This is a genomic window from Pseudoxanthomonas sp. PXM03, from assembly GCF_014852005.1.
Taxonomy (GTDB): domain Bacteria; phylum Pseudomonadota; class Gammaproteobacteria; order Xanthomonadales; family Xanthomonadaceae; genus Pseudoxanthomonas_A.
In genome coordinates this window covers 510,980-532,272 of the sequence record NZ_JACVAU010000002.1, presented here as the reverse complement: position 1 = coordinate 532,272, position 21,293 = coordinate 510,980, and the positions used below count along the sequence as shown (strand labels likewise).

The following is a 21,293-nucleotide window of genomic DNA, read 5'->3' as shown; positions in this document are numbered from 1 at the left end:
CAAACAAGGCTCCGGCCTTCACACGAAGAACCCACTATGGCAACCGTCAATCAGCTGGTCCGCAAGCCGCGGCAGGCCCCCACGTACAAGAGCCAGTCGCCCGCGCTGGACAACTGCCCGCAGCGTCGCGGCGTGTGCACCCGCGTCTACACGACCACCCCGAAGAAGCCCAACTCGGCCCTTCGCAAGGTCGCCAAGGTGCGCCTGACCAACCAGGAAGAAATCATCAGCTACATCGGCGGTGAAGGCCACAACCTGCAGGAGCACTCCGTGGTGCTCGTGCGCGGCGGCCGCGTGAAGGATCTGCCGGGCGTGCGCTACCACACCGTGCGCGGTTCGCTCGACGCCTCGGGCGTCGCCAAGCGCCGCCAGGGCCGTTCCAAGTACGGCGCCAAGCGTCCCAAGGCTTAAGGAAAAAGAATCATGTCGCGTAAAGGCTCTGCCCCCCAACGTGAAGTCCTGCCGGATCCCAAGCACGGCAGCCAGACGATCGCCCGCTTCATCAACATGGTGATGCTGAGCGGCAAGAAGTCCGTTGCCGAGAAGATCGTCTACGGTGCCATGGACGTCATCGGCGAGAAGAACCCCAATGCCCTCGAGCTGGTCGAGAAGGCGCTGGACAATGTGTCCCCGGCGGTCGAAGTGAAGTCGCGTCGCGTCGGTGGCGCCACCTACCAGGTGCCGGTCGAAGTGCGTTCCTCGCGCCGCATGGCCCTGGCGATGCGCTGGCTGATCGAGTCCGCCCGCAAGCGCGGCGAGAACTCCATGCCGCGCAAGCTGGCTGCCGAACTGCTGGATGCCTCCGAGAACCGCGGCGGCGCCATCAAGAAGCGTGAAGAGACCCACCGCATGGCGGAAGCGAACAAGGCGTTCGCGCACTACCGCTGGTAACGGCCTCCGGGCCCTTGCGAACAAGGGCCTTTGGCACCATGTAGGTGCCCTTGGAGCGCGCTCCCGCGCTCCTCCCCGAAGGCCGCCGAAAGGCGGCATTCGGCCATCTGAAGATCCGCCCTCCACGGAAGGCCCAGGCATCCCGCCGGCCCTCCATCAGAAAAGAGAGACTGTCGTGGCTCGCACCACTCCCATCGAGCGTTACCGCAATTTCGGCATCATGGCGCACATCGACGCCGGCAAGACCACCACGTCCGAGCGCATCCTGTTCTACACCGGCGTCAGCCACAAGATCGGTGAAGTGCACGATGGTGCCGCGACCATGGACTGGATGGAGCAGGAGCAGGAGCGCGGCATCACCATCACGTCCGCTGCCACCACGGCGTTCTGGACGGGCATGGACAAGTCCCTGCCGCAGCACCGCTTCAACATCATCGATACCCCCGGCCACGTCGACTTCACCATCGAAGTCGAGCGTTCGCTGCGCGTGCTCGATGGCGCGGTGTTCGTGCTGTGCGCCGTCGGTGGCGTGCAGCCGCAGTCCGAGACCGTGTGGCGCCAGGCCAACAAGTACGCCGTGCCGCGCCTCGCGTTCGTCAACAAGATGGACCGTACCGGTGCCGACTTCGCCAAGGTCGTCGACCAGCTGAAGTCGCGCCTGGGCGCCTACCCGGTGCCGATGCAGGTCCCGGTCGGCGCCGAAGATGGCTTCGAGGGCGTCATCGACCTGCTGAAGATGAAGTACATCCATTGGGATGTGGCATCGCAGGGCACCAAGTTCGAGTACCGCGACATCCCCGCCGAGTTGGCTGACAAGGCGGCGACGGATCGTGCCTTCATGGTGGAGGCTGCGGCCGAAGCCAGCGAAGCGCTGATGGACAAGTACCTCAACGAAGGCGACCTCTCCGAGGCCGAAATCATCGCCGGCCTGCGCGAGCGCACGCTGAAGGTGGAAGTGATCCCGGTCTACTGCGGCTCCGCGTTCAAGAACAAGGGCGTGCAGGCCATGCTGGACGGCGTGATCCAGCTGCTGCCGTCGCCGACGGATCGTCCGCCGGTGCAGGGCATCGACGAGAACGAGAAGGAAGACACCCGCAAGGCCGGTGACAACGAGCCGTTCTCCGCGCTCGCGTTCAAGATCATGACCGACCCGTTCGTGGGCTCGCTGACGTTCTTCCGCGTCTACTCGGGCGTGCTGAATTCCGGCGATGCGGTGTACAACCCGGTCAAGTCGAAGAAGGAGCGCGTGGGCCGCATCCTGCAGATGCACTCCAACCAGCGTGACGAAATCAAGGAAGTGCGCGCGGGCGACATCGCCGCCGCCGTGGGTCTGAAGGACGTCACCACTGGCGACACCCTGTGCTCGCTCGACCACATCATCACCCTGGAGCGCATGGTGTTCCCGGAGCCGGTCATCTCGATGGCAGTGGAGCCGAAGACCAAGTCCGACCAGGAGAAGATGGGTCTGGCCCTGGGCCGCCTGGCGCAGGAAGATCCCTCGTTCCGCGTCAAGACCGACGAGGAATCCGGCCAGACGATCATCTCCGGCATGGGCGAGCTGCACCTGGAAATCCTGGTGGACCGCATGAAGCGCGAGTTCAACGTGGAAGCCAACGTCGGCAAGCCGCAGGTGGCCTACCGCGAGACCATCCGCAAGGCGGTCAAGCAGGAAGGCAAGTTCGTGCGCCAGTCGGGCGGTCGCGGCCAGTACGGCCACATCGTCATCGAGATGTCGCCGGTCGAGCGTGGTGTGGGCTTCTCGTACGAAAGCGCCATCGTCGGTGGCGTGGTGCCGAAGGAATACGTCGCTGCGGCAGGCAAGGGCATCGAGGACGCATTGAAGAGCGGTCCGCTGGCCGGCTTCCCGGTGGTCGACATCGCCATCAAGGCGGTCGACGGTTCGTTCCATGACGTCGACTCGAACGAAATGGCGTTCAAGGTCGCCGGCTCGATGGCCTTCAAGGAAGCTTTCAGCAAGGCCCAGCCGGTCCTGCTGGAGCCGATGATGAAGGTCGAGATCGTGACCCCGGAAGACTACCTGGGCGACGTGATGGGCGACGTGAGCCGTCGTCGCGGCATCCTGCAGGGTCAGGACGACAGTCCGTCCGGCAAGGTGATCGCCGCGATGGTGCCGCTGGGCGAAATGTTCGGCTACGCCACCACGCTGCGTTCGATGTCGCAGGGTCGCGCCACGTTCTCGATGGAGTTCGACCACTACGCGGAAGCGCCGGCCAACATCGCCGACGCGGTCGTCAAGAAGAACTAAAAGCCGTGATTGGTGATTCGGGATCCGTGATTCGCAAGAACACGGATCCCGCTTCAAGCCAATCACTAATCACGAATCATGAATCACAGAGGTAAAGACAATGGCAAAGGGTAAGTTCGAACGCACCAAGCCCCACGTGAACGTGGGCACGATTGGTCACGTTGACCACGGCAAGACGACGCTGACGGCGGCGCTGACGAAGATCGGCGCGGAGCGTTTCGGTGGCGAGTTCAAGGCCTATGACGCGATCGACGCGGCGCCGGAAGAGAAGGCGCGCGGCATCACGATCTCGACCGCGCACGTGGAATACGAATCTGCCGCGCGCCACTACGCGCACGTGGATTGCCCGGGCCACGCCGACTACGTGAAGAACATGATCACCGGTGCCGCCCAGATGGACGGCGCGATCCTGGTGTGCTCGGCCGCTGACGGCCCGATGCCGCAGACCCGCGAGCACATCCTGCTCTCGCGTCAGGTCGGCGTGCCGTACATCGTCGTGTTCCTGAACAAGGCCGACATGGTGGACGACGCCGAGCTGCTGGAGCTGGTGGAGATGGAAGTCCGCGAACTGCTGAGCAAGTACGAGTTCCCGGGCGACGACACCCCGATCATCTCGGGCTCGGCCCGCCTGGCGCTGGAAGGCGACCAGAGCGAGATCGGCGTGCCGGCGATCCTGAAGCTGGTGGACGCGCTGGACACCTGGATCCCGACCCCGGAGCGTGACGTCGACAAGCCGTTCCTGATGCCGGTGGAAGACGTGTTCTCGATCTCGGGCCGCGGCACCGTGGTGACCGGCCGTATCGAGCGCGGCGTGATCAAGGTGGGCGAGGAAATCGAGATCGTCGGTATCCGTCCGACCCAGAAGACCACGGTCACGGGCGTGGAAATGTTCCGCAAGCTGCTGGACCAGGGCCAGGCGGGCGACAACGCCGGTCTGCTGCTGCGCGGCACCAAGCGTGACGACGTGGAGCGTGGCCAGGTGCTGGCCAAGCCGGGTTCGATCACCCCGCACACCGAGTTCGAAGCCGAAGTCTACGTGCTGAGCAAGGACGAAGGCGGCCGCCACACCCCGTTCTTCAAGGGTTACCGTCCGCAGTTCTACTTCCGCACGACCGACATCACGGGCGCCGTGACCCTGCCGGAAGGCGTGGAAATGGTGATGCCGGGTGACAACATCAAGATGGTGGTCACCCTGATCAACCCGGTGGCGATGGACGAAGGTCTGCGTTTCGCGATCCGCGAAGGCGGTCGTACCGTCGGCGCCGGCGTGGTGGCCAAGATCATCAAGTGATGTCCTGACCCGGACGGGCTTGCCCGTCCGGCTTTGTCGGGTCCTCATCCCCGCGCAGGCGGGGATCCAGCGACCCGATGAAGCGACAAGGGCGGACCGGAACCTCGGTCCGCCTCTTTTTTGCAGAAATTCCATGGTTTTATGCGATGGGATGCTGCAAAACAGCAAGACCTGCGCTATGATGCGCGCCCCTTGATAGCCGCTTGGCTGGATGGGAATCGCATGATCCGCCAGCGCCCCCTGGGAGGCCGCTGGTTCTACCGCGAAAAGAGGCGCAGGAAGCGCCTCGTGTTCGCCAGACACGGAGTGTCGCGTGCCTGCCTGCAGGGCCTTCGGGTCGGGCAGGGTATCCCGGTTGTTGACGGGATATGTCACGCGCTCTATACTTTCATGTCTGGGCGGGCCGGTTTACCGGCCTGCCTAGTTTTTCAGGAAGAATCCCCAGCCGATTCCGGTGCTGCCCGTCCGTGGAGTCCACGCGGCCGGTGGGGAACTGGAACAGCTTGGACTAACCGGGGCAAGGCATCCCAGAGGCCGCGCCCGTCGCTCTTTAACGAAGGAAATTCCGTCATGGCGGACCAAAAGATCCGAATCCGGCTCAAGGCGTACGATCATCGTCTGATCGACCGCTCGGCCAGCGAGATCGTCGAGACGGCAAAGCGGACCGGCGCGCAAGTGCGCGGCCCGATCCCGCTGCCGACCAAGATCGAGCGTTACACCATCCTGGTTTCCCCGCACGTCGACAAGGACGCGCGTGACCAGTACGAAACCCGCACGCACAAGCGCGTGCTCGACATCGTCGACCCCAACGACAAGACCGTGGACGCGCTGATGAAGCTCGAGCTGGCGGCTGGCGTCGACGTCCAGATCAAGCTGACCTGAGGCCAACGACCATGACCGCGAAGAAATATTCGTTGGGTCTTGTCGGCCGCAAGGCTGGCATGACCCGGGTGTTCACCGAGGACGGCAAGTCCATTCCGGTGACGCTGATCGAAGCAACCCCGAACCGCATCACCCAGATCAAGACCCCCGAAGTCGATGGCTACAGCGCGGTGCAGGTTGCCGTGGGCACCCGTCGCGCCTCGCTGATCACCAAGCCTGTCGCCGGTCACCTGGCCAAGGCCAAGGTCGAAGCCGGTCGTGGTCTGTGGGAGCTGCGCGTGGAAGCCGACAAGCTGGGCGACTTCAGTGTCGGCGGCGAGATCAAGGCCGACATCTTTGAAGTCGGCCAGATCGTCGACGTCCAGGGCGTCACCAAGGGCAAGGGCTTCCAGGGCACCATCAAGCGCTGGAACTTCCGCATGGGTGATGCCACCCACGGTAACTCGCTGTCGCATCGCGCGCCGGGTTCGCTGGGTCAGCGCCAGACGCCGGGCCGCGTGTTCCCGGGCAAGAAGATGTCCGGCCACATGGGTGCCGCGCAGCAGAGCACGCAGAACCTGGAAGTCGTCCGCGTGGACGCCGAGCGCGGCCTGATCGCCGTCCGCGGCGCCGTGCCGGGTGCGCCGGGTGGCGACGTGATCGTCCGTCCGGCAAGCAAGGGTTGAGGAGAACGACCATGGAACTAGCCATTACAGGTAGCGCCAACAAGCTGTCGGTCTCCGACGACGTGTTCGGCCGCGAATTCAGCGAGGATCTGGTCCACCAGGTCGTCGTTGCCTACCGCAACGCCGGTCGTGCCGGTACCAAGGCGCAGAAGACGCGCGCCGAAGTCAACGGCACCACCAAGAAGTCCAAGAAGCAGAAGGGTGGCGGTGCTCGTCACGGTGCCCTGACCGCGCCGATCTTCGTCGGCGGCGGCGTGACCTTCGCGGCCAAGCCGCGCAGCTTTGCGCAGAAAGTCAACCGCAAGATGTACCGTGCGGCCATCAGCTCCATCCTGTCCGAGCTGAACCGCCAGAACCGCCTGAAGGTCGTGGAATCGTTCGATGTGGACGCCACCAAGACCAGCGCCCTGATCGAGAAGCTGAAGGGCCTGGACCTCGGTCGTCGTCCGCTGATCGTCACCGAAGAGGCTTCCGAGCATCTGTACCTGTCCGCCCGCAACCTTCCCTATGTGGAAGTGCGCGACGTGCAGGGCCTGGATCCGGCGGCGCTGGTCGGTGCCGACTCCGTGCTGATCACGGCCGACGCCGTCAAGAAGATCGAGGAGTGGCTGGCATGATCAGCAACGAAAAGATTTTTGCCGTGCTGCGTGCTCCGCGTGTCTCCGAAAAGACCGTGCGCCTGCAGGAACTCTCCAACCAATACGTCTTCGAAGTCTCGAACGAAGCCACCAAGGCCGATGTCAAAGCCGCGGTCGAGCAGCTGTTCGACGTCAAGGTCGAGGCAGTCAACGTGGTGAACGTGAAGGGCAAGAACAAGTCCTTCCGCAACCGCGCCGGCCGTCGCGGCGACTGGCGCAAGGCGTACGTGCGTCTTGCCGATGGCCAAGCCATCGACGTGTCGGCCAAGGCCTGAGGTAGACCCACATGCCATTGATGAAATTCAAACCCACCTCTCCCGGTCGCCGTTCGGCGGTCCGCGTGGTGACGCCTGACCTGCACAAGGGTGCCCCGCATGCTGCGCTGCTGGAGAAGCAGAGCAAGACCGGCGGTCGCAACCACCATGGTCGCATCACCACCCGACATATTGGCGGTGGCCACAAGCAGCATTACCGCCTCATCGACTTCAAGCGCGACAAGGAAGGCATCCCGGCGCGCGTGGAGCGGATCGAATACGATCCCAACCGCACCGCGCACATCGCGCTGCTGTGCTACGTCGATGGCGAGCGTCGCTACATCATCGCCCCCAAGGGCCTGAAGGCAGGTGACCAGGTCATCGCCGGCAGCGACGCGCCGATCAAGGCAGGCAACACGCTGCCGCTGCGCAACATCCCGGTCGGTACGACGATTCACGGCATCGAGCTGAAGCCGGGCAAGGGCGCGCAGATCGCCCGTGCCGCCGGCGCCGCCGTGCAGCTGGTCGCTCGCGAGCAGGGTTTCGCTACGCTGCGCCTCCGCTCCGGTGAAATGCGCAAGGTGCAGGTCGAGTGCCGCGCCACGGTCGGTGAAGTCGGCAACGACGAACACAGCCTGGAGAAGCTCGGCAAGGCTGGCGCCAAGCGCTGGCGCGGTGTCAAGCCGACCGTCCGCGGTGCGGCCATGAACCCCGTCGACCACCCGCACGGTGGTGGTGAGGCCAAGGCCGGCCAGGGCAACCCGCATCCGGTCACCCCGTGGGGTGTGCCGACCAAGGGTTACAAGACGCGCAAGAACAAGCGCACGCAGCAATTCATCGTCCGCGATCGTAGGGGCTAATCGACCATGGCACGTTCACTCAAGAAGGGCCCGTTCGTCGATCACCACCTCGTCAAGAAGGTGGAGGCCGCGGGCGGCAGCAAGAAGCCGATCAAGACCTGGTCGCGCCGTTCGATGATCCTGCCGGAAATGGTGGGCTTCACGATCGCCATCCACAACGGCAAGAACCACGTTCCGGTGCTGGTCAACGAGAACATGGTCGGCCACAAGCTCGGCGAATTTGCCGTCACCCGGACCTTCAAGGGTCACGGTGGCGACAAGAAAGCCGGCGGCAAGAAGTAAGGGAGATGACCATGGAAGCGAAAGCCATCCTGCGCACCGCGCGCATCTCCCCCCAGAAAGCCCGCCTGGTCGCTGACCAGGTGCGTGGCCTGCCGGCCGAGCGCGCCGTCAACCTGCTGAAGTTCTCGGACAAGAAGGCTGCCCACCTGATCAAGAAGGTCGTGGAGTCCGCCATCGCCAACGCCGAGAACAACCAGGGCGCCGACGTCGACGAGCTGAAGGTCAAGACCATCATGGTCGACGAAGGTCCGATGCTGAAGCGTTTCATGGCCCGTGCCAAGGGTCGTGGTACCCGCATTCTGAAGCGCACCAGCCACATCACCGTGGTCGTGGGCGAGGGTAAATAAACATGGGTCACAAAGTTCATCCGACCGGTATCCGCCTGGGCATCGCCAAGGACTGGAATTCGAAGTGGTTCGCCAACAAGCGTGACTACGCCGAATACCTGGCCGCGGACCTCAAGGTACGCGAGATGCTTCGCAAGAAGCTGGCGCAGGCAGGCATTTCCAAGATCCTGATCGAGCGCCCGGCCAAGACCGCCCGCGTGACCATCCACACCGCCCGTCCGGGCGTGGTGATCGGCAAGCGCGGTGAGGACATCGAGAAGCTGCGCAAGGAAGTGAGCGACCTGATGGGCGTCCCGGCGCACATCAACGTCACCGAGGTGCGCAAGCCCGAGCTGGACGCGCAGTTGGTGTCCGAGTCGATCGCGCAGCAGCTGGAACGCCGCATCATGTTCCGTCGCGCCATGAAGCGCGCTGTCGGCAACGCGATGCGCCTGGGTGCCCTGGGCATCAAGGTCAACGTGGCCGGCCGCTTGAATGGTGCGGAAATCGCCCGTTCCGAGTGGTACCGCGAAGGCCGCGTGCCGCTGCACACGCTGCGTGCCGACATCGATTACGGTTTTGCCGAGGCGAAGACCACCTACGGCATCATCGGCATCAAGGTGTGGGTCTACAAGGGCGAAATCTTCGATTTCAGCCAGGTGGGTCAGGAGAAGCAGGACGACGCGCGCCCCGAGCGCAGCGAACGTCCGTCGCGCCCGGCCCGTGACCGCGACGCGAGGTAATCAGTCATGTTGCAACCCAAGCGAACCAAATACCGCAAGATGCACAAGGGCCGTAATGAAGGCCTGAGCTGGAACGGTAACCTCGTCAGTTTCGGCGAGTACGGCCTGAAGGCCACGGCGCACGGTCAGTTGACCGCGCGCCAGATCGAAGCAGCGCGTCGTTCCATCAGCCGTTACGTGAAGCGTGGCGGCAAGATGTGGATCCGTGTGTTCCCCGACAAGCCGATCACCAAGAAGCCCATCGAAGTCCGCATGGGTTCCGGCAAGGGCAACGTCGAGTACTGGGTCGCCCAGATCCAGCCGGGCCGCATGATCTATGAAATCGAAGGCGTCAGCGAGGACATCGCACGCGAGGCGTTCCGCCTTGCTGCAGCCAAGCTGTCGGTCACCACCACTTTCGTGACCCGGACGGTGCGCTAATGGAACTCAAGCAACTCCGCGAGAAGTCGGCTGACGAACTGAAGGCCCACCTGACCGAGCTGCGCAAGGAGCAATTCTCCCTGCGCATGCAGAAGGTGACCGGCCAGCTGCCGAAGACGCATGAAACCCGCCGGGTCCGCCGCGAGATCGCTCGCGTCAAGACCCTGCTGGGCAGCCAGAAGTAAGGAGCGACCAAGATGAGCGATAACAAAGACAAAGCGCAACGCACCATCGAAGGCCGCGTCGTCAGCAACAAGATGGACAAGACGGTCACCATCCTGGTGGAGCGTCAGGTCAAGCACGCCCTGTACGGCAAGTACATCAAGCGTTCCACGAAGCTGCACGCGCACGACGCGGACAACAGCTGCAAGGAAGGCGACGTGGTGCGCGTGACCGAGATCGCCCCGATGTCCAAGACCAAGAACTGGCGCGTGGTGGAAATCATCACCCGCGCGGCTGAATAAAAGGAGATCTGAATCATGATCCAGATGCAGAGCTACCTTGACGCGGCCGACAATTCCGGCGCCAAGGAACTGATGTGCATCAAGGTGCTGGGCGGCTCGAAGCGCCGTTACGCCGGCATCGGTGACATCATCAAGGTGACCGTCAAGGACGCCATTCCGCGCGGCAAGGTCAAGAAGGGCGAAGTCTACGACGCCGTGGTCGTGCGTACCCGCAAGGGCGTCCGCCGCCCCGACGGTTCGCTGATCCGCTTCGACGGCAACGCCGCCGTGCTGCTCAACAACAAGCAGGAGCCGATCGGTACCCGCATCTTCGGGCCTGTGACCCGCGAGCTGCGTTCCGAGAAGTTCATGAAGATCGTTTCGCTCGCGCCTGAAGTGCTCTGAGCGGAGGACATAGAAATGGCAAACCGTATCAAGAAGGGCGACCAGGTAGTCGTCACCGCCGGCAAGGACAAGGGCAAGAAGGGCGACGTGGTGCGCGTGGATGGTGACCGTGTGGTCGTCTCCAACGTCAACGTCGTCAAGCGCCATACCAAGCCGAACCCCCAGGCCGGCGTGGCTGGTGGCGTGGTCGAGCGCGAAGCCTCGATCCACATTTCCAATGTCGCGCTGTTCAACCCGGCAACGGGCAAGGGCGAGCGTATCGGTTTCAAGGTGCTGGAGGATGGACGCAAACTGCGTGTGTTCCGCTCCAGCGGTGAGGCGCTCGACGCCTGAGGAATGTTATGACCACCCGTCTCGAAAAAATCTACAAGGAAGAAGTGGCGCCGGCTCTGATGAAGAAGTTCGGCTACACCAATCCGATGGAAGTGCCGAAGATCACCAAGATCACCATCAACATGGGCGTGGGTGAAGCGGCGACCAACAAGAAGATCCTGGAAAACGCCGTGGCCGACCTGGCCAAGATCACCGGCCAGAAGCCGATCACGACCAAGTCCCGCGTCTCGGTGGCTTCGTTCAAGATCCGCGACGGTTGGCCGATCGGCTGCAAGGTCACGCTGCGTCGCGCCAAGATGTACGAGTTCCTGGATCGCCTGATCAGCATCTCGCTGCCGCGCGTCCGCGACTTCCGTGGCGTGTCCGGCCGTTCGTTCGACGGTCGCGGCAACTACAACATGGGCGTGAAGGAACAGATCATCTTCCCGGAAATCGACTTCGACGCCGTCGACGCGATCCGCGGCATGGATATCGCCATCACGACGACCGCCAAGAACGACGCCGAAGCCAAGGCGCTGCTCGAAGCGTTCAAGTTCCCGTTCCGCAACTGATTCGCTAGGAAACCGACATCATGGCAAAGACCTCGATGGTCAACCGCGACATCAAGCGGGAAAAGCTGGCCAAGCAGTACGCCGCCAAGCGCGACGCGCTGAAGAAGATCATCTCCAGCCAGAATGCGTCGTACGAAGAGAAGGCCGACGCGGTCATCAAGCTGCAGAAGCTGCCGCGCGACTCCTCGCCGAGCCGCCAGCGCAACCGTTGCGAGCTGTCCGGTCGTTCGCGTGGCGTGTACCGCAAGTTCGGCCTCGGCCGCAACATGCTGCGCAAGGCCACCATGAACGGTGATGTGCCCGGTCTGCGCAAGGCCAGCTGGTAATCCGCCCGGGACGCTTTCTAGAAGGGGTGTCCCAGTGGCTTGAATGACGAGTCCGGCACATGCCGGACTTGTTGTTGTACAATGTTCGGCTCCCGCGGCCAGGCCGGGGGAGGGCGGGATACAACCGCCGCCCGCCTGGGGGTTTCCAGGGACAATGCAAGATTTTCGCGAAAGCGGATATCGGTGCTACTCATAAGGCAGACTCTAATGAGCATGACTGATCCCATCGCCGACATGCTGGTGCGCATTCGCAATGCCGCCGCTGTTGGCAAGCCGACGGTGAAGATGCCGTCCTCCAAGATCAAGACCTCGATCGCCAACGTCCTCAAGGCGGAAGGCTACATCGGCGACGTCCGCGTGACGAAGACCGAGAACAACAAGGCCGAGCTCGAGATCGTCCTGAAGTACTTCGAAGGCAAGCCGGTCATCGAGAAGCTGAGCCGCGTGTCCCGTTCGGGCCTGCGCCAGTATCGTGGCAAGGCGGAACTGCCGAAGGTCCTCGGTGGCCTCGGCGTTGCCATCATCTCCACTTCCAAGGGCATCATGACCGATGCGCAGGCCCGTGCGGCCGGCGTCGGTGGTGAAGTCCTGTGCTTCGTGGCCTAAGCGAAGGAGCCCAGACATGTCCCGCGTAGCCAAGAAGCCGATCAATCTCCCCAAGGGCGTCGAACTGAATGCCCAGGGTGAAACCCTCAACGTCAAGGGCCCGAAGGGCACCCTGTCCATCGCCAAGCCGGCCGGCGTCGAACTCAACGTCGACAACGGTACGGTGAACCTGTCGCCGGTCACCCCGGCCGACGACGCCATCACCGGCACCATCCGCGCGATCCTGGCCAACATGGTCAAGGGCGTGTCGGACGGTTTCGAGCGCAAGCTCGAGCTGGTCGGCGTGGGTTACCGCGCCGCGATGCAGGGCAAGGACCTGAACCTGTCGCTGGGTTTCTCCCACCCGATCCTGTTCAAGACGCCGGAAGGCATCACCATCGCCACCCCGACCCAGACCGAAATCCTGGTGCAGGGCGCCGACAAGCAGCGCGTGGGTGAAGTCGCCGCCAAGATCCGCGGTTTCCGTCCGCCGGAGCCCTACAAGGGCAAGGGCGTGAAGTACTCCGACGAAACCATCATCCGCAAGGAAGCGAAGAAGGCCTAACCGGGCTTTCGGCTTCGAGGAACCAGATCATGAGCATCAAGAACACCGCCCGCCTGCGCCGCGCCAAGTCGACCCGCGCGCACATCCGCGAACTCGGCGTGCCGCGCCTGTCGGTGCTGCGCACCGGCCAGCACATCTACGCCCAGCTGTTCACCGCCGATGGCTCCAAGGTCATCGCGTCGGCGAACACGCTGCAGTCCGATGTCAAGGATGGCCTGAAGAACGGCAAGAACAGCGATGCCGCTGCCCGAGTGGGCAAGTTCATCGCCGAGCGCGCCAAGGCCGAGGGCATCGAGAAGGTTGCATTCGATCGTTCGGGCTACCGCTACCACGGCCGCATCAAGGCCCTGGCAGATGCGGCCCGCGAAGGCGGCCTGCAGTTCTAACCTTGAAAGGCATGGGGGCAACCCCATGCCCTGACCTGTCGGCGCGGGCTGCGCCGGGCGCGGTCGCTCTTCTGCAGCGACCGTAGCGTCACCGTTCCACACTACAACCATAAGCGGCCAAGCCGTACATACCTCATCAACCAAGGAATTCAAGCAATGGCAGAAGAACGTCAACCGCGGGGTCGTGATCGCGACCGTAACCGCGAAGAGAAAGTCGACGACGGCATGATCGAGAAGCTGGTCGCGGTCAACCGCGTCAGCAAGACGGTCAAGGGCGGTCGCCAGTTCACCTTCACCGCGCTGACGGTGGTGGGCGACGGCAACGGTAAGATCGGTTTCGGTTACGGCAAGGCACGCGAAGTCCCGGTCGCCATCCAGAAGTCGATGGAATATGCCCGCAAGGGCATGTTGAACGTCGACCTGAACAACGGCACCCTGTGGCACCCGGTGAAGGCCGGCCACGGTGCGGCGCGCGTGTTCATGCAGCCGGCCTCGGAAGGTACGGGCGTGATCGCCGGCGGCGCCATGCGTGCCGTGCTGGAAGCGGTGGGCGTGAAGAACGTGCTGGCCAAGGCCGTCGGTTCGCGCAATCCGATCAACCTGGTCCGCGCCACGCTGAAGGGCCTGAGCGACATGCAGTCGCCGACGCGTATCGCGGCCAAGCGCGGCAAGAAGGTGGAGGAACTCCTCAATGGCTAACGAGTCCAACAAGACCGTCAAGGTGCGCCTGGTGCGTGGCCTGCGTGGTTCCCGGGCCGTGCACCGCCTGTCGGTGAAGGCACTGGGCCTGAACAAGTTGAACGATGTGCGTGAACTGAAGGACAGCCCGCAGGTACGCGGCCTGATCAACAAAGTTCACTACCTCGTCAAGGTCGAGGAGTAATTCAGATGCGTCTCAATACATTGAAGCCCGCCGACGGCGCCCGCACCGAACGCACCCGCGTCGGTCGCGGCATCGGTTCCGGCCTGGGCAAGACGGCCGGTCGCGGCCACAAGGGCTCGTTCGCGCGCTCGGGCAAGGGCAAGATCAAGGCGAAGTTCGAAGGCGGCCAGATGCCGCTGATCAAGCGACTGCCGAAGGTCGGTTTCCGCTCCAAGCTGAAGCTGGACTGCGCCGAAGTGCTGTCGTACCAGCTGGAAAAGCTGGAAGCCGGTGAGATCGACTTCGCCGCGCTGCGCGCCGCCAAGCTGGTGCCCAGCACTGCCAAGCGCGCCAAGATCGTCAAGAAGGGCGAACTGACCAAGAAGTTCGTGCTGAAGGGCGTGGCCGCCACGGCCGGTGCCAAGGCCGCCATCGAGGCTGCCGGCGGCAGCGTGCAGGAGTAACGGACGCATGGCGCAGGGTAATGCCGCCGGTGCGCTGGCAGGCGCAGGCAAGTTCACCGAACTCCGCCAGCGCCTGCTGTTCGTGCTGGGCGCGCTGATTGTCTACCGGATCGGCTGTTTCATCCCGGTTCCGGGCGTCAATCCCGATGCCATGCTTGCGATGATGCAGGCGCAGGGCGGCGGCATCGTGGACATGTTCAACATGTTCTCGGGCGGCGCCCTGCACCGTTTCAGCATCTTCGCACTGAACGTCATGCCCTACATCTCCGCGTCGATCGTGATGCAGCTGGGCGTGCACATCTTCCCCAGCCTCAAGGCGCTGCAGAAGGAAGGCGAATCCGGTCGCCGCAAGATCACCCAGTACTCGCGCATCGGCGCGGTGCTGCTGGCGGTCGTGCAAGGCGGCAGCATCGCTACTGCGCTGCAGAACCAGGTCGCTCCGGGCGGCATGCCGGTGGTGTACGCGCCGGGCATGGGCTTTGTGCTGACCGCTGTGGTCGCGTTGACGGCAGGCACCATCTTCCTGATGTGGCTCGGCGAGCAGGTGACCGAGCGCGGCATCGGCAACGGCGTCTCGCTGATCATCTTCGCGGGCATCGTGGCAGGCCTGCCGGGCGCGGTCATCCAGACGGTGGGCGCCTTCCGCGACGGCACGCTGAGCTTCATCTCGCTGCTGGTCATTGCGGTGGTGGTGCTGGGCTTCACGTTCCTGGTGGTCTTCGTGGAACGCGGGCAGCGCAGGATCACGGTGAACTACGCGCGCCGCCAAGGTGGCCGCAACGCGTACATGAACCAGACCTCGTTCCTGCCGCTCAAGCTCAACATGGCCGGTGTGATCCCGCCGATCTTCGCGTCCAGCATCCTGGCTTTCCCGGCCACGCTGGCGATGTGGTCCGGCCAGAACAGCGGTGCCACCACGTGGCTGCAGCGTATTTCCAATGCGCTCGCCCCGGGTGAACCGCTGCACATGATCGTGTTCGCGGCGATGATCATCGGGTTTGCCTTCTTCTACACGGCGCTGGTGTTCAATTCGCAGGAAACGGCCGAGAACCTGAAGAAGTCGGGTGCGCTGATTCCCGGCATCCGTCCTGGCAAGGCTACCGCCGACTACGTCGACGGCGTGCTGACCCGGCTGACGGCGATCGGTTCGCTCTACCTGGTGGCGGTCTGTCTGCTGCCGGAAGTGATGCGCACCCAGCTGGGTACCTCGTTCTATTTCGGCGGCACCTCGTTGCTGATCGTGGTGGTGGTGGTGATGGACTTCATTGCGCAGATCCAGGCGCACCTGATGTCCCACCAGTACGAGAGCCTGCTGAAGAAGGCCAATCTGAAGGGCGGTTCGCGGGGCGGTCTTGCCCCCCGCGGCTGAGGTATAATCGCGGGCTTACCGCACCAGCCCGGCCCTCATGGCCGGCTGACTTAGATGGGCGGCCCCCGCAGCGATCCGGTGCGGGGGTGCGAACCAGCCAGTCCCTGCGCCAGAGTAGCGCGGGCGGGGCGGGGCAGGGGGAAACCCCGGGCCCGCACCAGGCAGGTTCCGGCGCCGGAGCATGGGCACACTCCCCATGCCGGTTCGTGGTCGGCTCTGCCGGCGCGGGCTTCCCGCAAACACCGGATCTTGTTACAATTTCCAGTTCACTCCGCCTGTCTGCGCGAATCCCGCAAGGGACGACCGTACACGGGCCAATACTCACAGTTGGAGAACCGCGTCATGGCGCGTATTGCAGGTGTCAACCTGCCTGCCCAGAAGCATGTCTGGGTCGGTTTGCAAAGCATTTTCGGCATTGGCCGTACCCGTTCCAAGAAGGTCTGCGAAGCCGCCGGCGTCGCCTCGACCACCAAGATCCGCGACCTGTCGGAGCCGGAAGTCGAGCGCCTGCGCGCCGAAGTCGGCAAGTACGTGGTCGAGGGCGACCTGCGCCGTGAAGTCGGCATCGCGATCAAGCGCCTGATGGACCTGGGTTGCTATCGCGGTCTGCGTCATCGCCGCGGCCTGCCGCTGCGTGGCCAGCGCACCCGCACCAATGCCCGCACCCGCAAGGGTCCGCGCAAAGCCATCAAGAAGTAAGGGGCGACCATCATGGCCAAGCCAGCTGCTGCCAAAGTCAAGAAGAAGATCAAGCGCGTCATCACCGACGGCGTCGCCCACGTCCACGCTTCTTTCAACAATACCATCGTCACCATCACCGACCGTCAGGGCAACGCATTGTCGTGGGCCACGTCGGGCGGCGCGGGTTTCCGTGGTTCGCGCAAGTCCACTCCGTTCGCTGCCCAGGTCGCCGCCGAAAAGGCCGGCCGTGCTGCGTTGGACTACGGCGTGAAGTCGTTGGAAGTGCGCATCAAGGGTCCGGGTCCGGGCCGCGAGTCGGCCGTGCGTTCGTTGAACAACGTCGGCTACAAGATCACCAACATCATCGACGTGACGCCCATCCCGCACAACGGGTGCCGTCCGCCGAAAAAGCGTCGCGTCTAAGGGGGCGATAAGAAATGGCTCGTTATATCGGTCCTACCTGTAAGCTCGCGCGCCGCGAAGGCGCCGACCTGTCGCTCAAGAGCCCGGCCCGTGCGCTGGACTCCAAGTGCAAGCTGGAGCAGAAGCCCGGCCAGCACGGCGCGACCGCCCGCAAGGGCAAGCTGTCCGACTACGCCACCCAGCTGCGCGAGAAGCAGAAGGTCAAGCGTATCTACGGTCTGCTGGAGCGTCAGTTCCGCAACTACTACAAGAAGGCCTCGACCAAGAAGGGCAACACCGGCGAGAACCTGCTGCAGTTGCTCGAGACCCGTCTCGACAACGTCATCTACCGCATGGGCTTCGCCGTGACCCGTCCGGCCGCTCGCCAGCTGGTCTCGCACCGTGGCGTGCTGGTCAATGGCAAGCCGGTCAACCTGCCTTCGTACCAGGTCAAGGCCGGTGACGCGATCGCGCTGTCGGAGAAGGCCCAGAAGCAGCTCCGCGTGCAGGAGTCGCTGACGGTCGCCGAGCAGCTCGACCTGAACCCCTCGTGGGTCGAAGTCGATGCGAAGAAGTTCAGCGGCGTGTTCAAGGCAGTGCCGGCGCGTTCGGACCTGCCCGCCGACATCAACGAAGCGCTGATCGTCGAGTTGTACTCGAAGTAATTCATTCACGCACCCCCGGGCGACCGGGGGACCGCAGGAGACAAAGCAACATGACGGGTATTACTCAGCAAGTGCTGCGCCCCCGCGGCCCGCAGATCGAGCGCCTGAGCGGCAATCGTGCAAAAGTGGTCATCGAACCGCTGGAGCGTGGTTACGGTCATACGCTCGGCAATGCGTTGCGCCGCGTGCTGCTGTCGTCGATTCCCGGCTTCGCGATCACCGAAGTCGAGATCGATGGCGTGCTGCACGAATACAGCACCATTGAAGGCATGCAGGAAGACGTGTTGGAAGTGCTGTTGAACCTGAAGGATGTGGCCATCCGCATCCATAGCGGTGACTCCTCCACGCTCAGCCTGGCCAAGCAGGGCCCGGGCGTGGTCACCGCCGGCGACATCAAGACCGACCACAACGTCGAGATCCTCAACCCGGAACTGGTCATCTGCAACCTGACCAAGGACACGGCGCTGAACATGCGCCTAAAGATCGAGCGCGGCTTCGGCTACCAGCCGGCCGCCGCCCGCCGTCGTCCGGATGAAGAAACCCGTGCGATCGGTCGCCTGGTGCTGGACGCCTCGTTCTCGCCGGTCCGTCGCGTCGCGTATGCGGTGGAAGCCGCGCGCGTCGAGCAGCGTACCGACCTGGACAAGCTGGTCCTGGACATCGAAACCAACGGCACGATCGACGCCGAGGAAGCCGTGCGCACCGCCGCCGACATCCTCAGCGACCAGCTGTCGGTGTTCGGCGACTTCACGCACCGCGACCGCGGCGCGCCGAAGCAGGCTGCCAGCGGCGTGGATCCGGTGCTGCTGCGCCCGATCGACGACCTGGAACTGACGGTGCGTTCGGCCAACTGCCTGAAGGCAGAGAGCATCTACTACATCGGCGACCTGATCCAGAAGACGGAAGTCGAACTGCTCAAGACCCCCAACCTCGGCAAGAAGTCGCTCACCGAGATCAAGGAAGTCCTGGCGCAGCGCGGCCTGTCGTTGGGCATGAAGCTGGAGAACTGGCCGCCGGCCGGTGTCGCCCAGCACGGCATGCTTGGCTGATCGAAGCAATACGGAGCTCCCGCGTCCGCGCGGGAGTCTCCCTGAAGCAGCACCCTCGTCGACGGGCCTGAAGGCTCGCGGCACTCCGGTCAAGGATGGCCGGTCAGGACCAACCGCAGTCCACTGTTCCAGCGCCTGGATGGCGACAACGAAGTCCAACGTCCCAACATTCACCAGGAATCCAACCCATGCGCCACCAGAAAGCCGGCCGCAAGTTCAGCCGCACCAGCGCCCATCGCGAAGCGATGTTCCGCAACATGGCTGCTTCGCTCATCAAGCACGGCCTGATCCGTACCACCCTGCCGAAGGCCAAGGAACTGCGCCGCGTCGCGGAACCGCTGATCACCCTCGGCAAGATCGATGGCGTTGCCAACCGTCGTCTGGCGTTCGCCCGCCTGCGCGACAAGGAAGCCGTCGGCACCCTGTTCACCACGCTCGGCCCGCGCTACCAGTCGCGTCCGGGTGGCTACCTGCGCATCCTGAAGTGCGGTTTCCGCGCTGGCGACAACGCCCCGATGGCGTACGTCGAGCTGGTCGACCGTCCGGAAGCAGCGGCCGAGTAAGCTCCGCGTCCAGCAGGACACCAGAAACCCCGGCCAGCGCCGGGGTTTTTGTTTTTGAGGCGCCATTTCGTACCCGGCCCGGATGCGGCAGGACGTCGCAGGGTGACGTGCGGGGCGGCAGGCATGGATAATGCGGGCACGACCTCACGTCATGGGTGCCGATGAATCCTCTCCCCTGGAGTTTCCGCGCGCAGTGCTTCCTGGGTTTCGCGATCTGTGCGGGCCTGCTCGGCTACGCCCTGTACGTGCAGTTCGTCCACCAGTTGGAACCTTGCCCGTTCTGCATTTTCCAGCGGCTCGCCTTTGCGGCGACCGGCGTACTGTTCCTGCTCGGCGCGCTGCATGGTCCCCGCCGCCCGACGGGACGGCGCGTCTACGGGTTCCTGGCGTTCCTCGGTGCTGCCACCGGCATCGGGATTGCGGGCAAGCACGTGTGGGTGCAGTTGTATCCGCCGTTGATGCCAAGCTGCGGTCCCGGCTGGGACTACATGATCGAGAACAACACCTGGCTGGGTGTCGTGCAGAAAGTGCTCTCCGCCAAGGGAGACTGCAGCACCATCGACTGGAGTTTCCTTGGGCTGACCATGCCGATGTGGAGCCTGGTGTGGTTCGTGCTTCTGGCCGTGTGGGCGCTATGGATCGGATTCCGCGCGCGCAGGACCTCGACCTTCCGCTGATTTGACGCGGCGCACCAATCTGGCACGATGGTGGGCCCCCAGGAGTCCGCCATGAACCCGTCCGACCGCAACCTGCGCGCCGTCACCTTGCCGCCCCATTGGGCGCCAGACAGCTGGCGCGCGCGGACGGCGATGCAGATGCCGACCTACCCGGACGGCGACGCGCTCGAATCGGCGCTCGGCGAGTTGCGCCAGTTGCCGCCATTGGTGACGTCGTGGGAGATCTTCTCGCTGAAAAAGCAGTTGGCCGAGGCGCAGGAAGGTAAGCGCTTCCTGCTGCAGGGTGGCGACTGCGCGGAGAACTTCAGCGACTGCGAATCCGGGTTGATCTCCAACCGGCTGAAGGTGCTGCTGCAGATGAGCCTGGTACTGGTGCACGGCCTGCGCCTGCCAGTCGTGCGCGTGGGCCGCTTCGCCGGGCAGTACGCCAAGCCGCGTTCGGCCGACATGGAAACGCGCGACGGCGTCAGCCTGCCGAGCTATCGCGGCGACGTGGTCAATGCGCCCGACTTCACGGCCGAAGCGCGCCGCCCCGATCCGCGCCGCATGATCAAGGCGCATGCGCGTTCGGCGATGACGATGAACTTCGTGCGGGCGCTGATCGACGGCGGTTTCGCCGACCTGCACCACCCGGAGTACTGGAACCTCAACTGGGTGGGCTATTCGCCGCTGGCCAACGAGTACCAGCACATGGTCACCTCGATCGGTGACGCGGTACGGTTCATGGAGACGTTGTCGGGCGCCGAGGTGCACAACCTCAACCGCATCGACTTCTACACCTCGCATGAAGCGCTGTTGCTGCCTTACGAGGAAGCGCTGACACGCGAAGTGCCCCGCCAGTGGGGCTGGTTCAACCTCAGCACCCATTATCCGTGGATCGGCATGCGGACGGCGGCGGTGGATGGCGCGCATGTGGAGTACCTGCGTGGCGTGCGCAATCCGATCGCCATCAAGGTCGGCCCGTCGGTCACGCCGGATCAGCTGCTGCGCCTGATCGACGTACTGAATCCGGAAGACGAAGCGGGTCGCCTGACCTTCATCCATCGCATGGGTGCCGCGCAGATCGCGGAGAAGCTCCCACCCTTGCTGGACGCGGTCCGTCGCGACGGCCGTCGCGTGCTGTGGGTCTGCGATCCGATGCATGGCAATACCGAAAGCACGAGCAACGGGTTCAAGACGCGTCGCTTCGACAATGTGCGTAGCGAGGTGGAACAGTCGTTCGACCTGCATGCGGCGGCCGGCACGCGCCTGGGCGGCGTGCATCTTGAACTGACCGGCGAGGACGTCACCGAATGCACCGGGGGTGCGCGGGAACTCACGGACGTGGATCTGGAGCGCGCCTATCGTTCCACTGTCGATCCGCGCCTGAATTACGAGCAGTCGCTGGAGATCGCGATGTGCATCGTGCGCAAGCAGAACCAGCTGGCGACGCCAACGGCGCGATAGGCC

General features: G+C 64.0%; 33 protein-coding genes. All 33 read left to right on the top strand.

All coding sequences use genetic code 11. From position 1 onward, the window contains the following. The first annotated feature begins 36 nt into the window (after nucleotides 1-36). The 33 genes from rpsL (at nucleotide 37) to IB223_RS11135 (ending at nucleotide 21,290) form a co-directional block, all read left to right on the top strand. Nucleotides 37-411: a 30S ribosomal protein S12 gene (rpsL, locus tag IB223_RS11295; RefSeq protein WP_055945224.1), complete on the top strand. Its 375-nt coding sequence runs from the start codon at nucleotides 37-39 to the stop codon at nucleotides 409-411. Between the two features lie 12 nt (nucleotides 412-423). After that, the gene (gene rpsG, locus IB223_RS11290; protein ID WP_192201789.1) at nucleotides 424-891 is read left to right on the top strand and encodes a 30S ribosomal protein S7; all 468 of its coding nucleotides are present in this window, start codon (nucleotides 424-426) and stop codon (nucleotides 889-891) included. 175 nt (nucleotides 892-1,066) lie between these two features. After that, nucleotides 1,067-3,157, top strand: a complete 2,091-nt coding sequence (gene fusA / locus IB223_RS11285) for an elongation factor G (RefSeq protein ID WP_192201787.1) — start codon at nucleotides 1,067-1,069, stop codon at nucleotides 3,155-3,157. Nucleotides 3,158-3,257: 100 nt separating this feature from the next. Then, the gene (tuf, locus tag IB223_RS11280; RefSeq protein ID WP_056879796.1) at nucleotides 3,258-4,448 is read left to right on the top strand and encodes an elongation factor Tu; all 1,191 of its coding nucleotides are present in this window, start codon (nucleotides 3,258-3,260) and stop codon (nucleotides 4,446-4,448) included. Between the two features lie 570 nt (nucleotides 4,449-5,018). After that, nucleotides 5,019-5,330 carry a 30S ribosomal protein S10 gene (rpsJ, locus tag IB223_RS11275; protein WP_027070119.1) on the top strand — a complete coding sequence of 104 codons (312 nt, stop codon included), beginning with the start codon at nucleotides 5,019-5,021 and terminating at the stop codon, nucleotides 5,328-5,330. A gap of 11 nt (nucleotides 5,331-5,341) precedes the next feature. Continuing rightward, entirely contained in the window at nucleotides 5,342-5,995 is a 654-nt protein-coding gene (gene rplC / locus IB223_RS11270; RefSeq protein ID WP_192201786.1) for a 50S ribosomal protein L3, read from the top strand. A gap of 11 nt (nucleotides 5,996-6,006) precedes the next feature. Next, nucleotides 6,007-6,612 carry a 50S ribosomal protein L4 gene (gene rplD, locus IB223_RS11265; protein ID WP_142124597.1) on the top strand — a complete coding sequence of 202 codons (606 nt, stop codon included), beginning with the start codon at nucleotides 6,007-6,009 and terminating at the stop codon, nucleotides 6,610-6,612. Then, complete coding sequence (gene rplW / locus IB223_RS11260) at nucleotides 6,609-6,908, top strand: 50S ribosomal protein L23 (protein WP_192201784.1); 300 nt, start codon at nucleotides 6,609-6,611, stop codon at nucleotides 6,906-6,908. Before rplD ends, rplW begins: the two co-directional genes overlap by 4 nt. Nucleotides 6,909-6,919: 11 nt before the next feature. Beyond that, nucleotides 6,920-7,747 (top strand): 50S ribosomal protein L2, encoded by an 828-nt coding sequence (rplB, locus tag IB223_RS11255; RefSeq protein ID WP_093296347.1) that lies wholly within the window; start codon nucleotides 6,920-6,922, stop codon nucleotides 7,745-7,747. Between the two features lie 6 nt (nucleotides 7,748-7,753). After that, on the top strand, nucleotides 7,754-8,029 hold the full coding sequence (gene rpsS / locus IB223_RS11250; RefSeq protein ID WP_055941277.1) for a 30S ribosomal protein S19: 276 nt from the start codon (nucleotides 7,754-7,756) through the stop codon (nucleotides 8,027-8,029). 11 nt (nucleotides 8,030-8,040) lie between these two features. After that, complete coding sequence (rplV, locus tag IB223_RS11245) at nucleotides 8,041-8,376, top strand: 50S ribosomal protein L22 (RefSeq protein ID WP_055943295.1); 336 nt, start codon at nucleotides 8,041-8,043, stop codon at nucleotides 8,374-8,376. Between the two features lie 2 nt (nucleotides 8,377-8,378). Next, nucleotides 8,379-9,098, top strand: coding sequence for a 30S ribosomal protein S3 (gene rpsC / locus IB223_RS11240; protein ID WP_142124596.1), 720 nt, complete (start codon nucleotides 8,379-8,381; stop codon nucleotides 9,096-9,098). Between the two features lie 6 nt (nucleotides 9,099-9,104). Then, entirely contained in the window at nucleotides 9,105-9,518 is a 414-nt protein-coding gene (gene rplP / locus IB223_RS11235; protein ID WP_056878822.1) for a 50S ribosomal protein L16, read from the top strand. Beyond that, nucleotides 9,518-9,703 carry a 50S ribosomal protein L29 gene (gene rpmC, locus IB223_RS11230; RefSeq protein ID WP_055941284.1) on the top strand — a complete coding sequence of 62 codons (186 nt, stop codon included), beginning with the start codon at nucleotides 9,518-9,520 and terminating at the stop codon, nucleotides 9,701-9,703. Before rplP ends, rpmC begins: the two co-directional genes overlap by 1 nt. A gap of 12 nt (nucleotides 9,704-9,715) precedes the next feature. Further along, nucleotides 9,716-9,982 (top strand): 30S ribosomal protein S17, encoded by a 267-nt coding sequence (rpsQ, locus tag IB223_RS11225; protein WP_055941286.1) that lies wholly within the window; start codon nucleotides 9,716-9,718, stop codon nucleotides 9,980-9,982. Between the two features lie 15 nt (nucleotides 9,983-9,997). Beyond that, the gene (gene rplN / locus IB223_RS11220) at nucleotides 9,998-10,366 is read left to right on the top strand and encodes a 50S ribosomal protein L14 (protein WP_013535986.1); all 369 of its coding nucleotides are present in this window, start codon (nucleotides 9,998-10,000) and stop codon (nucleotides 10,364-10,366) included. 15 nt (nucleotides 10,367-10,381) lie between these two features. Beyond that, a complete protein-coding gene (rplX, locus tag IB223_RS11215; RefSeq protein WP_142124593.1) occupies nucleotides 10,382-10,699 on the top strand; it encodes a 50S ribosomal protein L24 in 318 nt (105 codons plus the stop codon). 8 nt (nucleotides 10,700-10,707) lie between these two features. Next, nucleotides 10,708-11,250, top strand: coding sequence for a 50S ribosomal protein L5 (gene rplE, locus IB223_RS11210; protein ID WP_055941290.1), 543 nt, complete (start codon nucleotides 10,708-10,710; stop codon nucleotides 11,248-11,250). A gap of 20 nt (nucleotides 11,251-11,270) precedes the next feature. Further along, nucleotides 11,271-11,576 (top strand): 30S ribosomal protein S14, encoded by a 306-nt coding sequence (rpsN, locus tag IB223_RS11205; protein ID WP_192201782.1) that lies wholly within the window; start codon nucleotides 11,271-11,273, stop codon nucleotides 11,574-11,576. Between the two features lie 207 nt (nucleotides 11,577-11,783). Beyond that, the gene (rpsH, locus tag IB223_RS11200) at nucleotides 11,784-12,182 is read left to right on the top strand and encodes a 30S ribosomal protein S8 (RefSeq protein ID WP_162109785.1); all 399 of its coding nucleotides are present in this window, start codon (nucleotides 11,784-11,786) and stop codon (nucleotides 12,180-12,182) included. 16 nt (nucleotides 12,183-12,198) lie between these two features. Then, nucleotides 12,199-12,726, top strand: a complete 528-nt coding sequence (gene rplF / locus IB223_RS11195; protein WP_192201780.1) for a 50S ribosomal protein L6 — start codon at nucleotides 12,199-12,201, stop codon at nucleotides 12,724-12,726. A 29-nt stretch (nucleotides 12,727-12,755) separates the two neighbouring features. Continuing rightward, a complete protein-coding gene (gene rplR, locus IB223_RS11190) occupies nucleotides 12,756-13,112 on the top strand; it encodes a 50S ribosomal protein L18 (protein WP_192201777.1) in 357 nt (118 codons plus the stop codon). 156 nt (nucleotides 13,113-13,268) lie between these two features. Continuing rightward, nucleotides 13,269-13,811 (top strand): 30S ribosomal protein S5, encoded by a 543-nt coding sequence (rpsE, locus tag IB223_RS11185; protein WP_055941300.1) that lies wholly within the window; start codon nucleotides 13,269-13,271, stop codon nucleotides 13,809-13,811. Then, nucleotides 13,804-13,995, top strand: coding sequence for a 50S ribosomal protein L30 (rpmD, locus tag IB223_RS11180; RefSeq protein ID WP_142124590.1), 192 nt, complete (start codon nucleotides 13,804-13,806; stop codon nucleotides 13,993-13,995). The genes rpsE and rpmD overlap by 8 nt, the downstream gene beginning before the upstream one ends. Further along, nucleotides 13,995-14,438: a 50S ribosomal protein L15 gene (rplO, locus tag IB223_RS11175; RefSeq protein ID WP_185742067.1), complete on the top strand. Its 444-nt coding sequence runs from the start codon at nucleotides 13,995-13,997 to the stop codon at nucleotides 14,436-14,438. The genes rpmD and rplO overlap by 1 nt, the downstream gene beginning before the upstream one ends. A gap of 7 nt (nucleotides 14,439-14,445) precedes the next feature. After that, entirely contained in the window at nucleotides 14,446-15,807 is a 1,362-nt protein-coding gene (secY, locus tag IB223_RS11170; protein ID WP_192201776.1) for a preprotein translocase subunit SecY, read from the top strand. A 342-nt stretch (nucleotides 15,808-16,149) separates the two neighbouring features. After that, on the top strand, nucleotides 16,150-16,506 hold the full coding sequence (gene rpsM, locus IB223_RS11165; RefSeq protein ID WP_062352394.1) for a 30S ribosomal protein S13: 357 nt from the start codon (nucleotides 16,150-16,152) through the stop codon (nucleotides 16,504-16,506). Between the two features lie 12 nt (nucleotides 16,507-16,518). Beyond that, on the top strand, nucleotides 16,519-16,911 hold the full coding sequence (rpsK, locus tag IB223_RS11160; protein ID WP_055941307.1) for a 30S ribosomal protein S11: 393 nt from the start codon (nucleotides 16,519-16,521) through the stop codon (nucleotides 16,909-16,911). Nucleotides 16,912-16,925: 14 nt separating this feature from the next. Then, nucleotides 16,926-17,555 (top strand): 30S ribosomal protein S4, encoded by a 630-nt coding sequence (gene rpsD, locus IB223_RS11155; protein WP_055941309.1) that lies wholly within the window; start codon nucleotides 16,926-16,928, stop codon nucleotides 17,553-17,555. 50 nt (nucleotides 17,556-17,605) lie between these two features. Continuing rightward, entirely contained in the window at nucleotides 17,606-18,604 is a 999-nt protein-coding gene (rpoA, locus tag IB223_RS11150) for a DNA-directed RNA polymerase subunit alpha (RefSeq protein WP_142124588.1), read from the top strand. Between the two features lie 188 nt (nucleotides 18,605-18,792). Then, nucleotides 18,793-19,167 carry a 50S ribosomal protein L17 gene (gene rplQ, locus IB223_RS11145; RefSeq protein WP_192201773.1) on the top strand — a complete coding sequence of 125 codons (375 nt, stop codon included), beginning with the start codon at nucleotides 18,793-18,795 and terminating at the stop codon, nucleotides 19,165-19,167. A gap of 161 nt (nucleotides 19,168-19,328) precedes the next feature. Beyond that, nucleotides 19,329-19,844: a disulfide bond formation protein B gene (locus IB223_RS11140; RefSeq protein ID WP_192201771.1), complete on the top strand. Its 516-nt coding sequence runs from the start codon at nucleotides 19,329-19,331 to the stop codon at nucleotides 19,842-19,844. 51 nt (nucleotides 19,845-19,895) lie between these two features. After that, nucleotides 19,896-21,290 (top strand): 3-deoxy-7-phosphoheptulonate synthase class II, encoded by a 1,395-nt coding sequence (locus IB223_RS11135; protein WP_192201769.1) that lies wholly within the window; start codon nucleotides 19,896-19,898, stop codon nucleotides 21,288-21,290. Nucleotides 21,291-21,293 lie beyond the last annotated feature (3 nt).